The 13,214-nt window shown below is 72.0% G+C and carries 13 protein-coding genes; 10 read left to right on the plus strand and 3 right to left on the minus strand.

The annotated features are described in order from the left end of the window. Nucleotides 1-9 precede the first annotated feature (9 nt). From ACZ607_RS15110 to ACZ607_RS15150, 9 genes are all read left to right on the plus strand, one after another. On the plus strand, nt 10-825 hold the full coding sequence (locus ACZ607_RS15110) for an SOS response-associated peptidase (protein WP_469735155.1): 816 nt from the start codon (nt 10-12) through the stop codon (nt 823-825). A gap of 9 nt (nt 826-834) precedes the next feature. Next, complete coding sequence (locus tag ACZ607_RS15115; protein ID WP_469735156.1) at nt 835-1,497, plus strand: alpha/beta hydrolase family protein; 663 nt, start codon at nt 835-837, stop codon at nt 1,495-1,497. Nucleotides 1,498-1,817: 320 nt separating this feature from the next. Next, nucleotides 1,818-2,474, plus strand: coding sequence for a sigma-70 family RNA polymerase sigma factor (locus tag ACZ607_RS15120; protein WP_187281824.1), 657 nt, complete (start codon nt 1,818-1,820; stop codon nt 2,472-2,474). After that, a complete protein-coding gene (gene rsrA / locus ACZ607_RS15125) occupies nt 2,471-2,791 on the plus strand; it encodes a mycothiol system anti-sigma-R factor (RefSeq protein WP_469735157.1) in 321 nt (106 codons plus the stop codon). The genes ACZ607_RS15120 and rsrA overlap by 4 nt, the downstream gene beginning before the upstream one ends. A gap of 156 nt (nt 2,792-2,947) precedes the next feature. Next, on the plus strand, nt 2,948-4,336 hold the full coding sequence (locus ACZ607_RS15130) for an HD-GYP domain-containing protein (RefSeq protein WP_469735158.1): 1,389 nt from the start codon (nt 2,948-2,950) through the stop codon (nt 4,334-4,336). Beyond that, nucleotides 4,333-5,586 (plus strand): HD-GYP domain-containing protein, encoded by a 1,254-nt coding sequence (locus tag ACZ607_RS15135; RefSeq protein WP_469735159.1) that lies wholly within the window; start codon nt 4,333-4,335, stop codon nt 5,584-5,586. The genes ACZ607_RS15130 and ACZ607_RS15135 overlap by 4 nt, the downstream gene beginning before the upstream one ends. A 91-nt stretch (nt 5,587-5,677) precedes the next feature. Beyond that, the gene (locus tag ACZ607_RS15140) at nt 5,678-6,670 is read left to right on the plus strand and encodes a tetratricopeptide repeat protein (protein WP_124274609.1); all 993 of its coding nucleotides are present in this window, start codon (nt 5,678-5,680) and stop codon (nt 6,668-6,670) included. Nucleotides 6,671-6,752: 82 nt separating this feature from the next. Further along, nucleotides 6,753-7,391, plus strand: coding sequence for a peptide deformylase (gene def, locus ACZ607_RS15145; protein ID WP_469735160.1), 639 nt, complete (start codon nt 6,753-6,755; stop codon nt 7,389-7,391). A 199-nt stretch (nt 7,392-7,590) separates the two neighbouring features. Further along, the gene (locus ACZ607_RS15150; RefSeq protein WP_469735161.1) at nt 7,591-8,328 is read left to right on the plus strand and encodes a D-Ala-D-Ala carboxypeptidase family metallohydrolase; all 738 of its coding nucleotides are present in this window, start codon (nt 7,591-7,593) and stop codon (nt 8,326-8,328) included. A 70-nt stretch (nt 8,329-8,398) separates the two neighbouring features. On the opposite strand, the gene ACZ607_RS15155 is transcribed toward ACZ607_RS15150, so the two are convergent. Then, entirely contained in the window at nt 8,399-9,373 is a 975-nt protein-coding gene (locus ACZ607_RS15155) for a GlxA family transcriptional regulator (protein ID WP_469735162.1), read from the minus strand. 81 nt (nt 9,374-9,454) lie between these two features. Between ACZ607_RS15155 and ACZ607_RS15160 the strand changes: the two genes are divergently transcribed. Continuing rightward, nucleotides 9,455-9,679 (plus strand): hypothetical protein, encoded by a 225-nt coding sequence (locus ACZ607_RS15160; RefSeq protein ID WP_469735163.1) that lies wholly within the window; start codon nt 9,455-9,457, stop codon nt 9,677-9,679. On the opposite strand, the gene ACZ607_RS15165 is transcribed toward ACZ607_RS15160, so the two are convergent. Further along, entirely contained in the window at nt 9,676-10,692 is a 1,017-nt protein-coding gene (locus ACZ607_RS15165) for a ribonucleotide-diphosphate reductase subunit beta (protein ID WP_469735164.1), read from the minus strand. The genes ACZ607_RS15160 and ACZ607_RS15165 overlap by 4 nt on opposite strands. Beyond that, nucleotides 10,692-13,088 carry a ribonucleoside-diphosphate reductase subunit alpha gene (locus tag ACZ607_RS15170; protein WP_469735165.1) on the minus strand — a complete coding sequence of 799 codons (2,397 nt, stop codon included), beginning with the start codon at nt 13,086-13,088 and terminating at the stop codon, nt 10,692-10,694. Before ACZ607_RS15170 ends, ACZ607_RS15165 begins: the two co-directional genes overlap by 1 nt. Nucleotides 13,089-13,214: the final 126 nt, after the last annotated feature.

Here is a 13,214-nt window from a genome sequence, read left to right on the forward strand (position 1 = left end):
CTGGCACTTATGTGCGGACGGTATGCAGCGAGCCGGCGGCCGGAGGATCTGACCGGGCTCTTCGGCGTGGAGAAGTGGGAACCGACGGAGACCCTGGAGCCCGACTGGAACGTCGCGCCGACCAAGGAGGTCTACGCGGTCCTCGACCGTCCTGTGAAGGACGCGGACGACCAGCGGCCGGTTCGCCAGCTGCGCGCCCTGAAATGGGGACTCGTACCGTCCTGGTCGAAGTCGCCGGAGGGAGCCGCGCGCATGATCAACGCCCGCGCGGAGACCGTCCACGAGAAGCCGTCCTTCCGTCGCCCCTTCGTGTCGCGGCGCTGCATCCTGCCCGCCGACGGCTACTACGAGTGGGTCACCGGGGCCGAGGAGCGGCAGCTGGAGGAGAAGGGCAGGAAGAAGCGGCCCCGGAAGCAGCCGTACTTCGTGACCCCCGCCGACGGCTCGGTCTTCGCCATGGCCGGCCTGTACGAGTTCTGGCGCGACCGGACGCTCCCCGACGACCACCCGGCGGCCTGGTGGGTGACCTGCTCGGTGATCACCACGGAGGCCGAGACGTCCCCGCTCGCCGTCGCCCCCGCCGAGGGGCCCGCCTCGCTCTCCGACATCCACCCCCGGATGCCGCTGATGCTGACCCCGGACCGCTGGGACGACTGGCTCGACCCGTCGCACACCGGCATCGAGGAGCTGAAGGCGCTGCTGGAGCCGCCGCCCGGCGGTCTGATGCGGGCCTACCCGGTGGCCACCGCCGTCAGCAACGTCCGCAACAACGGCCCGGAACTCCTGGAGGAGCTGGCCGCGCCGGAGGAGAGCACGCTCTTCTGACCCGGCAGGATGGGCGGTGTGAGCCCTACTGCAGCGACAGCGCGGAAGACCGAGAACGTCGGGACGGACGCGGGAGAGGCCAGGATCACCTGGCTGCCCGCGAAGCGGGCCCGGCTGGTGCTCGCCGTCGGCCACGGTGCCGGCGGCGGCATCGAGGCCCGTGACCTCCAGGCCCTGGGCGCCGCGCTCCCGGACCGCCGGGTGACCGTGGCCCTGGTGGAGCAGCCCTGGCGGGTCGCCGGGAAGAAGCTGGCGCCCGCGCCCAGGACCCTCGACACCGGCTGGCGGGGGCTGTGGCCGGCACTGACGGCCCCGGGACTGCCCGTGGTCGCCGGGGGACGCAGCGCGGGAGCCCGGGTGGCCTGCCGTACGGCGGCGGAGCTCGGCGCCCGCGCGGTGCTCGCCCTGAGCTTCCCCCTGCACCCCCCGGGCAAGCCGGAGAAGTCCCGGGAGGACGAGCTGCTCTCCACGGGCGTCCCCACCCTCGTGGTGCAGGGCGGCCGCGACCCGTTCGGGCGGCCGGAGGAGTTCCCCCCGGGGGAGCACGGGCTCGTCGAGGTGCCGTACGCGGATCATGGCTTCGCCGTGCCGAAGAAGGCCCCGCTGACCGTGGATCAGGCGATGGACCTCCTCACCGGCGCGGTGGCCGGATGGCTGGACGGGCTCGACTGAGCATGTGGCCCCGCTCACACCCCGGGCGCCCGTCGGCGCCTGGGAATGCGCCGTACGGGACGGCTGTTGTGGCTGGTGTCGGTACAACGCCGATGTCGGTACACGCCGTCGTACGTGGAGAGGGAGTCCGTCGCATGGGTTCGACCATCTGCCCGAGCCGCTCGAACGCCGCCGAACTGGAGTGGACGGTGCTTCACGCGGCCACGAGCACTCCGGCGCGCGCCGCGGGCGGTGCCGATCGACAGCCCGCCGGGAAGCAAGGTCGACTATTCTCCGATGCGAGCGGGTCCGGTTTCGGCTCCGCGACATCGTTGGAGGAGGTGGGTCCGGTCACTGGGACCGACACAGGGACCGACGACGGCCGTGCGCAGGAGACGACTGCCGAGCGCAACGCGCGCTTCGAGCGGGACGCCCTGGGATATCTCGACCAGATGTACTCGGCCGCGCTGCGCATGACGCGCAACCCCGCGGACGCCGAGGACCTGGTGCAGGAGACCTACGCCAAGGCGTACGGGTCCTTCCACCAGTTCCGTGAAGGCACGAACCTCAAGGCGTGGATGTACCGCATTCTCACCAACACCTTCATCAACTCGTACCGCAAGAAGCAGCGCGAACCCCAGCGGAGCGCCGCCGAGGAGATCGAGGACTGGCAGCTGGCGCGTGCGGAGTCGCACATGTCCACCGGTCTGCGCTCGGCGGAGTCCCAGGCACTCGACCACCTGCCGGACTCCGATGTGAAGTCCGCACTGCAGTCGATCCCCGAGGAGTTCCGCATCGCCGTGTATCTCGCCGATGTAGAGGGCTTTGCCTACAAGGAGATCGCGGACATCATGGGGACACCCATCGGTACGGTGATGTCCCGGCTGCACCGGGGACGCCGTCAGCTGCGCGGCATGCTGGAGGACTACGCGCGTGAGCGCGGGCTCGTCCCGGCCGGAGCCGGTGAGTCGGACGACACGAAAGGCTCGGCCTCATGAGCTGCGGAGAGCCGCACGAGACGGATTGCTCAGAGGTCCTCGATCATCTCTACGAGTTTCTCGACCATGAGATGCCCGAGGGCGACTGCACCAAATTCGAGGTGCACTTCGAGGAATGCTCCCCGTGCCTGGAGAAGTACGGCCTGGAGCAGGCCGTGAAGAAGCTGGTCAAGCGCTGCTGCGGGCAGGACGACGTCCCGGCCGACCTGCGCTCGAAGGTGATGGGGCGGATCGACCTGATCCGCTCCGGGCACGCCGTGCCCGAGCAGGACGTGTCCCTGGGCGGCGCCGACCGTCCGGCCGCCGCCGCCGAGTGACGGCGCCCCGGTCACGCGGCGGGCGCTGAAACCGTCCGCCGCCCGAACCCCGGTCATGTCACCCGAATGTGCTAATCCGACTCGTTCGGACCCTGCCCGATCCCCAACTCGCTAGCCTGGCGCCTCCATTGACCAGGCTGGGGGCGGGCGGTACGGGTGAGGGGCACACCGGGGGCAGCGCGCGCCCACATCCTGTGCGCGGCGGTCTGCGCCGTGGTCTGCGCCCTTCCCGCACTCCTCCCCGGGGCCGCGACGCCCTGGGGCACGCTCGGCCTCCTGGCCGTGCTCCACACACTCTGTGAACTCCCGGGCCGCCGGCGCGTCCTCGGCGGCTCCGTGCCGATCGGCGCCGGATCGTTCTTCCCCCTGTTGCTCGCCGCGGCCTTCCTGCTGCCGCCGTCCGCCGCCGTCCTCGTCGCCGTACCGGGCGCGCTGGTGGGCCGGGTGGACCGGCCCCCGGCCGCCGCGCGCCGTGTCTGGCGTGCCTCGCAGCTGGCGCTGACCGTGGGGGCCGCCTCATGGACGTACGCGTTCCTGGGGGGTCCCGGCACGCTCGGGGGGACCTCGGGGGACGCCGTGCCCGACCTTCCGTACGCCCTGCTGCCGGCCTGCGCGGCCGCGCTGGTCTTCAGCCTGGTGCTGGCCGCGCTGGACGGCGGGATCCTCGTCACGGCCGAACGCGTGGCCGTCAGGCACGCCTGGCGCGGGCTGCCCGCCCGATCCGTGGGGCCGCATCTGGTGCACGCCCTCGCGGGGCTGATGATGGCCGTCCTCTGGCACAGCACCTACGGGCCGCTGTCCGCGCTGGTCGTCCTGCTGCCGATGTACATCTCCTGCTGGGTCTTCGCGCAGTACCACCGCGAGCACGCCGCCCACCGCGCCACCATCAGGGCCCTCGTCCAGGCCGTCGACATCAAGGACGGCTACACCCGGGGGCACAGCGAGCGGGTGGGACGCGCCTCCGAGCTGATCGCCCGTGAACTGGGCATGGAGGAGGACCGGATGGAGGCCCTGCGCTTCGCCGGCATCCTGCACGACGTGGGCAAGCTCGGCGTCCCGACCCGGGTCCTGCGCAAGGACGGCCCGCTCACCCCCGAGGAGCGCCGCGTCATCGAACTGCACCCGGAGTACGGCCACGAGATCGTCCGGGGCATCGGCTTCCTCGACGAGGCGCGCGCCGCGATCCTGCACCATCACGAGCGGCTCGACGGCAGCGGCTATCCGTACGGTCTCGCCGGGGACCGGATCCCCGAGTTCGCCCGGGTCGTCGCCGTCGCGGACGCCTTCGACGCGATGACCTCGACGCGCTCCTACCGGCGCGGCCGGCCCGTGCCCGCGGCCGTGGAGGAGCTGAAGCGCTGCGCCGGGAGCCAGTTCGACCCGCGCATGGTCCGTGCGCTGGCGCGCGCCCTGGACCGGCACGGCTGGTCCGCCGCGGCCAACACGGTCACCTCCGACGAGGAGCCGGCCGGGCTGCCGCGGCAGCGGGCGGGGGCGCGGCCACCGGCCGCCGGCTCACCGGACCGCCCGGGACAGCCCCGGTGACCCGGGCCCCCCACCACCCGTCGCCCACCGCCCTCGCGGTCCGGGGCGCCGCGCTGGTCCTCGCGGCCGTCGCGCTCGGGCACACCCTGTGGAACGGCGTCGTCGAGCCCGGCCACGCCCTCGCCTTCGGCGTCCTGATCACCGTGGGTGAGCTCGCCCGCTGGGGAGCCCTGCCCGGCGAGCGCGAGCCCGCGCCGCTGGGGGCGGCCGGCGCACTCGCGTACGCACTGCTCGGGCGGAGCGGCGGACAGGAGACGGCGCACGGGGTGCTCCAGGTGATCACCGTCGTCGTCGCGGCGCAGCTGCTCGCCTCCGTGCCGCACACGGCGCGGGGCAACGGACCCGGACCCGACCGGGCGGCCCGCCGCGTGCTGGCCGTGGCCTTCGCCGCCGTGTGCTTCCAGCCGCTCCACCACACGGGCCGGACGGAACGCTGGTTCGGTGAGGGACCGTACTTCGCTCTCTTCCTGCTGGTGCTGCTGGTGCTCACCGCGCTCTGCGACGCGGTACTCGCGGCTCTCACCGCCGGCGGCTCCCGCCCGTACGGGCCGCAGCTGCGCGACGAGCTCCGCGCGCTCAGCGGCATCGGCTCGGCGGTCTGCGCGACCGGTGCGGTGATGGCGCTCGGGGTCGCCGTCGCGGGGCTGTGGGCCCTGCCCGTCCTGTGCGTGCCCCTGCTGCTCACCCAGGTGTCCTTCCGCCGCTACGCAGCCGTCCGTACGACATACCGGCAGACCATCGCGTCGCTGGCCCGGTCCACCGAGATCGCGGGCTACACCCCGCACGGGCACGCCCGCAGGGTCGCCGGTCTGTCCACGGCCGTCGGGCGCGAGCTGGGGCTCTCCGGTCCCGAGCTGACCGTGCTGGAGTACGCGGCGCTGATGCACGACATCGGCCAGCTCTCCCTGGTCGACCCGGTGGCCGACGGGGCGACCGCCGTGCTGCCGGCCGCCGAGCAGCGGAGGATCGCGCTGCTCGGCGGGGCCGTGGTCCGTCAGACCGGTGTGGATCCCGCGGTGGCCGTGGTGGTCGAGCAGCAGGCGGATCCGTACAGGGAACAGCAGACCGCCGCGAGGATCGTCCGTACGGTCAACGCGTACGACGACCTGTGCGGGGAAGGCGTCAAGGGGTCCCTGGGGGCGCTGGAGCAGCTCAGGCTCGGCACCGGCCGTGACTACCAGCCACAGGTGGTCGAGGCACTGGCCAGAGTCCTGGCGCGGGGCGGTCCGACCCCTGCCGGGGCTGGGTAACCCATGGGTAATGAGCGAGCGTCCGGCCGGGCATGGTTGGATGCGAAGAGAGCGTATGAACGAGGGTGTCCAGTCGGGACAGGCGGGAATCGTGAGGATCTTCGGGAAGGTACGGCATCGGCCGTCCGCCTCTTGGCGGCAGGCCACGGACCGCGCGTTCACGCTGATCGGCGACGGCCGGTACGAGGACGCGGGGGCGCTGCTGACGCGTGCGGCGGACCTGGAGCCCTGGCTCTCCGAGTCCTGGTTCAATCTCGCGCTGCTGCACAAGTTCCGGCACGACTGGGAGCAGGCGAGGGCCGCCGGTCTGCGCGCCGTCGCCCTGCTCGACCGTGAGTCGGGGGCGCCGGACTGGTGGAACGTCGGCATCGCGGCGACCGCGCTCCAGGACTGGCCGCTGGCGCGCCGGGCCTGGCAGGCCTACGGGCTGCGGGTCCCGGGCAGCGGCCAGCACAACGCGGCGGCCAACAGCGAGCCCACGGGCATGGAGCTGGGCAGTGCGGCGGTGCGGCTCTCGCCCGAGGGCGAGGCCGAGGTCGTGTGGGGCCGCCGGCTCGATCCGGCCCGGCTCGAAGTGCTGTCGATCCCGCTGCCGTCCTCCGGGCGGCGCTGGGGCGAGGTCGTCCTGCACGACGGCGTCCCGAACGGCGAGCGGATCACGGCGGCCGGCCCCTCGTACCCGGTCTTCGACGAGATCGAGCTGTGGGCGCCTTCTCCCGTCCCCACCTGGGTGGTCCTCCTGGAGGCCGCCACCGAGGCCGACCGGGACGCGCTGGAGCAGCTCGCCTCCGACGCCGGCTTCGCCGCCGAGGACTGGTCGTCCTCGGTGCGGCTGCTCTGCCGTGCCTGTTCGGAGAGCCCGATGGAGAGCGACGAGGGCGACGGGGAGCACCTGGACCCGCACGACCACAGTGAGCCCGGCCACCCCGGACCCCTGGGCCACCGCACCGCCGGTGACCTGTGGGTGCCGGAGCGTGAGTGCGGGATAGCGGCCCCGGCCGGGCTGGTGCGCGGTCTGCTGGACGGCTGGGTGGCGGACAGCCCGGACAGCCGTGAGTGGCGGGATCTGGAAGAAGTCTGCTGACCGGTGCCCGTAGGCTGTACGCGCACCGATTCCGGTGCGGGACACTCACGGGTTCAGGGTTGCAGGAAGGCGAACGGCGGACATGTCGCAGCAGGAGACGGACGAGCAGACCGGTGTGGACGACGAGGGATTCCTCGTGGACACCGAGGACTGCGAGGCGCGCGAGGCGGCGCACCGAGAGCGCGGCACGTCCCGCCCCATCACGGTGGTCGGCAACCCGGTCCTGCACAAGGAGTGCCAGGACGTCACGGAGTTCGACGACGAGCTCGCGCGGCTGATCGACGACATGTTCGCGAGCCAGCGGACGGCGCAGGGCGTGGGCCTGGCCGCCAACCAGATCGGTGTGGACCGCAAGGTCTTCGTCTACGACTGCCCGGACGACGACGGCGTGCGGCACGTCGGCGCCATCTGCAACCCGGTGCTGGAGGAGCTCGCCCCGGAGCGGCGCAACCTCGACGACTCCAACGAGGGCTGCCTCTCCGTGCCCACGGCGTACGCCTCGCTCGCGCGCCCCGACTACGCGGTCGTGCGCGGTCAGGACGCCCGGGGCAACGCGGTGAAGGTGCGCGGCAGCGGCTACTTCGCGCGCTGCCTCCAGCACGAGACCGACCACCTGTACGGCTACCTGTACATCGACCGGCTGTCGAAGCGGGACCGCAAGGACGCGCTGAAGCAGATGGCGGAGGGCACCGCGCGCTACGAGGTCGTCCCGAACGACTGACGTCGCACCTGTACGGACAGGGGCCCCGCCGGCGGCGGGGCCCTTTCCCGTGGCCGGGGGCTTCCCGTGGCCGGTGAGGCGCGTGGGCGCGGTGGTTTCGTCAACCGGCGTTGTCCCGGGCGTAGTTGACGCGCGTCGACCCGTCCGCCAGGCTCGTCCCCACGCCATGCCTCCACGCCTCATATGCAGGGAGACCCCCATGCTCAGACGTACCGCACATCTGCTGCTCGGCCTTGTCATGACCATGGCCTTCGCGATCGGCGGGGCCGTCGTCACCGCCGGCACCGCGCAGGCCGACGGCTGTTTCACCTGGACCCGCACCCTGTCGTCCGGTGCCACCGGCAACGACGTCACCCAGCTCCAGATCCGGGTGGCCGGCTACCCGGGGTACAACTCCGTGCTGGCCATCGACGGCTCGTACGGCCCGGCGACCACGGCCGCGGTCAAGCGCTTCCAGTCCGCGTACGGCCTCGCGGCGGACGGGGTCGCCGGACCGGCCACCCAGGCCAAGCTCTACGCGCTCCAGGACGACGACTGCACCCCGGTGAACTTCACCTATCCCGAGCTCAACAAGTGCAACAGCACCTGGGCGGGCGGTGCGGTCGCCGCGGGCACGGCCAAGGCCAACGCCCTCAGCAGCATGTGGAAGCTCCAGGCCCTGCGGCACGCCCTGGGCGACCAGTCGATCCGCGTCACCAGCGGCTTCCGTTCCACCTCGTGCAACGCGGCGGTGGGCGGAGCGACGAACAGCCGCCATCTGTACGGTGACGCCGTCGACCTGGGCGCCGGGCCGCACTCCCTGTGCACCATCGCCAAGCAGGCCCGCAACCACGGGTTCAACGGGATCCTCGGCCCGGGGTACGCCGGGCACAGCGACCACATCCACGTGAACCAGGGCCCGAACCACTTCTGGTCCGCCTCGCAGTGCGGCGTCTGAGCGCACGGACGCGGTGAACCGGCCCGCCGGGGCATGCGCACGACCGCCCCGGCGGGCTCCGGGACAGCCCTCAGGCCGCCTCGGTGATGCCCGCCGGCCCCCGGAAGGTGCGCCGGTAGGCGTTCGGGGTCGTCCCCAGCGAACGTACGAACTGATGACGCAGCGCCGCCGCGTTCCCGAAGCCGGTCCGGCCCGCGACGGTGTCCATGGTCTCCTCCGACGTCTCCAGCAGGTGCTGCGCGAGCAGCACGCGCTGCCGGAGCAGCCAGCGGTACGGCGTGGTGCCGGTCTCCTGCTGGAAGCGGCGGGCGAAGGTCCGGGGCGACATATGGGCCTGGGCGGCCAGCTGTTCGACGGTCATCTCCTGGTCGAGGTGGCGCTCCATCCAGGCGAGGGTGTCCCCGACCGTGTCGCACCGGGTGCGGGGCAGCGGGCGCTCGATGTACTGCGCCTGGCCCCCGTCCCGGTGCGGGGGGACCACCATCCGGCGGGCGATGGCGTTCGCCACGGCGGGCCCGTGCGCCTGGCGGACCAGATGCAGGGCGGCGTCGATGCCCGCGGCCGTGCCCGCCGACGTGATGACCGCGCCGTCGTCCACGTAGAGCACATCGGGCTCCACGCGGGCCTCGGGGAAGCGGCGGGCCAGCTCCTCGGTGTACCGCCAGTGGGTGGTGCAGCGGCGGCCGTCCAGCAGCCCGGCCGCGCCGAGGACGTAGGCGCCGGAACAGACGCTCAGCACCCGGGCCCCGCGCTCCACGACCCGGCGCAGGGCGTCCAGGACCTCCTCGGGGTAGGTCCGCTCCAGGAAGTGGCTCCCCGCCGGTACGGCGACGAGGTCGGCCTCCTCCAGGCGGTCGAGGCCGTGGGGGGTGCTGAGGGTGAACCCGGCGTGCGTGCGGAGGACCGGACCCTCCGCGGACACCACCGCGAAGTCGGTGACCGGCAGCCCCTCGTCGGACCGGTCGAGCCCGAACACCTCGCACAGGACGCCGAGTTCGAAGGGATGGACCTCGTCGAGCAGCAGGACGGCGACGTTTTTCAGCATGGCGTCAGTGTGGCAGTAAATCGAGGGTGTGTGACAGTCCTGCCACTGCCCGAATTCCGGCGTACGGACGACAGTGGAGCCATGAACACATTCCTGAGCTACCTGGCCGTCCTCGCCCTCTTCGCCCTCGTCCTGCTGCCCGCCCTCGTCGGGTTCGCCCGGGAGCGCCGCATCGACCGCGTGCTGCGGGAGGCGGAACGGAGCGGAGGTGCCGAGCCCCCGGAAACGGCGGGCGCCGCGCAGCCGGTCACGGCCACACGGCGCCTGTACGTCAGGTCCTGGGCGAGGGCCCAGAAGACGGTCTAGAAGTCGTCGTCGAAGCCGACCGACCCCTCCACCGCCACCTGGTAGGCGGAGGGGCGGCGCTCGAAGAAGTTCGTCAGCTCCTGCACCCCCTGGAGCTCCATGAACGAGAACGGGTTCTCGGAGCCGTAGAGCGCGGGGAAGCCGAGCCGGGTGAGCCGCTGGTCGGCGACGCACTCCAGGTACTGGCGCATGGACTCGGTGTTCATGCCCGGCAGACCCTCGCCGCACAGATCGCGGCCGAACTGCAGCTCCGCCTCGACCGCCTCCCGCAGCATGTCGGTGACCTGCTGCTGGAGCTCGTCGTCGAAGAGGTCCGGCTCCTCCTTGCGGACGGTGTCCACGACCTCGAAGGCGAAGTTCATGTGCATCGTCTCGTCACGGAACACCCAGTTGGTGCCCGTGGCCAGGCCGTGCAGCAGACCGCGCGAGCGGAACCAGTACACGTACGCGAAGGCGCCGTAGAAGAACAGGCCCTCGATGCACGCGGCGAAGCAGATCAGGTTGAGCAGGAAGCGCCGGCGGTCGGCCTTCGTCTCCAGCCGCTCGATCTTCTCGACCGAGTCCATCCAGCGGAAGCAGAACTGCGCCTTCTCGCGGATCGAGGGGATCTCCTCGACCGCGTCGAAGGCCGCCGCACGGTCCTCCGGGTCGGGCAGATAGGTGTCGAGCAGCGTCAGATAGAACTGGACGTGCACGGCCTCCTCGAACAGCTGCCGTGACAGGTACAGCCGGGCCTCGGGCGAGTTGATGTGCTTGTAGAGCGTCAGCACCAGGTTGTTGGAGACGATCGAGTCGCCCGTCGCGAAGAACGCGACCAGCCGGCCGATCATGTGCTGCTCACCCGGCGAGAGCTTGGCGAGGTCGGCGACGTCGGAGTGCAGGTCGACCTCCTCCACCGTCCAGGTGTTCTTGATCGCGTCCCGGTAGCGCTCGTAGAAGTCCGGGTAGCGCATGGGGCGCAGGGTCAGCTCGAATCCCGGGTCGAGCAGGTTCTTGTCTTCGGTGGAGCTCATTACTGGCAGGCCTCGCAGGACTCGGGGTTTTCGAGGGAGCAGGCGATCGCGTCCGCGTCGGGAGCGGTGGCCTGCTGTACGGGGATGGGGGCGGTGGTGGCGGTCTTCCCGGACGCGGCGCGCGCGATGCGGGTGGCCGGGCGGGAGCGCAGGTAGTACGTCGTCTTCAGCCCCTGCTTCCAGGCGTACGCGTACATCGAGGAGAGCTTGCCGATCGTCGGCGTCTCCAGGAACAGGTTCAGGGACTGGCTCTGGTCGAGGAACGGCGTACGGGCCGCCGCCATGTCGATCAGGCCGCGCTGCGGGATCTCCCACGCCGTGCGGTACAGCGCCCGCACGTCCTCGGGGATCCAGGCGAAGCCCTGGACGGAGCCGCTCGCCTCGCGCAGCGCCTCACGGGTCCGCGCGTCCCAGACGCCGAGCCGCTTCAGCTCGTCGACCAGATAGGCGTTGACCTGGAGGAACTCACCGCTGAGCGTCTCGCGCTTGAAGAGGTTGGAGACCTGCGGCTCGATGCACTCGTACACACCGGCGATCGAGGCGATCGTCGCGGTCGGCGCGATGGCGAGCAGCAGCGAGTTGCGCATGCCCGTCCTCGCGACCCGTTCGCGCAACGCGTCCCAGCGCTCCGGCCAGTTCAGCTCGGTGTCGTAGTGGTCGGGGTGCAGCACACCGCGGGCGGCACGGGTCTCGGCCCAGGCGGGCAGGGGGCCCGACCTCTCGGCGAGGTCGCAGGAGGCCTCGTACGCGGCGAGCATGATCCGCTCGGAGATCTTCGTGGAGAGCGCGCGGGCCTCGGGGGAGTCGAAGGGCAGGCGCAGCTGGAAGAAGACGTCCTGGAGGCCCATCGCGCCCAGACCCACCGGGCGCCAGCGGGCGTTGGAGCGGCCCGCCTGCTCGGTCGGGTAGAAGTTGATGTCCACCACGCGGTCGAGGAAGGTCACCGCCGTACGGACGGTGGCGTCCAGCCGCTCCCAGTCGATGGTGCCGTCGGCGACGAACGCGCCCAGGTTGACCGACCCGAGGTTGCAGACGGCCGTCTCGCCGTCGTCGGTGACCTCGAGGATCTCCGTGCAGAGGTTCGAGGAGTGAACGACGCGGCCCGGCTCGGCGGTCTGGTTCGCGGTCCGGTTGGACGCGTCCTTGAACGTCATCCAGCCCTGGCCGGTCTGCGCCAGGGTCCGCATCATCCGGCCGTACAGCTCCCGCGCCGGCATCGTCTTCCGGGCCAGGCCCTTGGCCTCGGCCGCGCGGTAGGCCGCGTCGAACTCGTCGCCCCACAGGTCGACCAGCTCGGGGACCTCGGCGGGGGAGAACAGCGACCAGTCGGTGTCCGCGTCGACCCGGCGCATGAACTCGTCGGGGATCCAGTGCGCCAGGTTGAGGTTGTGCGTACGCCGCTGGTCCTCACCGGTGTTGTCGCGGAGCTCCAGGAACTCCTCGATGTCCGCGTGCCAGGTCTCCAGGTACACGGCGGCGGCACCCTTGCGCCGGCCTCCCTGGTTGACGGCGGCGACCGAGGCGTCCAGCGTCTTCAGGAACGGCACGATGCCGTTGGAGTGTCCGTTGGTGCCGCGGATGAGCGAACCCCGGGCACGGATGCGGGAGTACGAGAGCCCGATGCCGCCCGCGTGCTTGGAGAGGCGCGCGACCTGGTGGTAGCGGTCGTAGATGGAGTCCAGCTCGTCCTTGGGGGAGTCCAGCAGGTAGCAGGAGGACATCTGCGGGTGCCGGGTGCCGGAGTTGAAGAGGGTGGGCGAGGAGGGCAGGTAGTCCAGCCGGTTCATCAGGCCGTACAGCGCGGCCACTTCCTCCAGCGCGCGCTCGGAGTTGTCCTCGGCGAGCCCGGCGGCGACGCGCAGCATGAAGTGCTGCGGGGTCTCCACGACGTCCCGGGTGAGCGGGTGGCGCAGCAGGTACCGGCTGTGCAGCGTCCGCAGCCCGAAGTAGCCGAAGCGGTCGTCGGCGCCGTCGGCGAGCGCCCGGTCGACCAGCGCGTCGAGGGCGGCGGCGTGCAGCGCGACGAACTCGGCCGTGCGGTCCGCGATCAGGCCCTCGCGGTGACCGACGGCGACCGACGCCGAGAAGGAGACGGCGCCCTGGCCCGCGGCCTCGTCCGCGATGGCCCGGGTGAGGAGCCGGGCGGCGAGCCGGGAGTAGGCGGGGTCCTCGGAGATCAGGCCGGCGGCGGCCTCGGTGGCCAGCGAGCGCAGCTCCGCCTCGTCCGACCGGGCGTTGCGGCCGCGCAGTGCGGCGGCGGCCACCCGTCCGGGGTCGGTGTCCGGCAGATCGGCGGTGAGGCCGGTCAGGGTCCGCAGCAGTGCGGTCCCGGGCGCGTCGGTCGTGCGGTCCTCGGAATCCGTGGCTGAAACCGGGTCGGCTGGCGCGATGGTCACTGGGGCTATCCCTCGCTCGGCTCAGGGCCTGCGGGAGCGGGGCAGCCGGACACGGCGGCGCCCGGGAAGGGCGGCACGGCGCACGGCGTCCACCGGCCCTCCGCGGGGCCCGGACGTCTCGGCGCC

The sequence above is a fragment of the Streptomyces sp. NPDC104381 genome, from assembly GCF_055583745.1.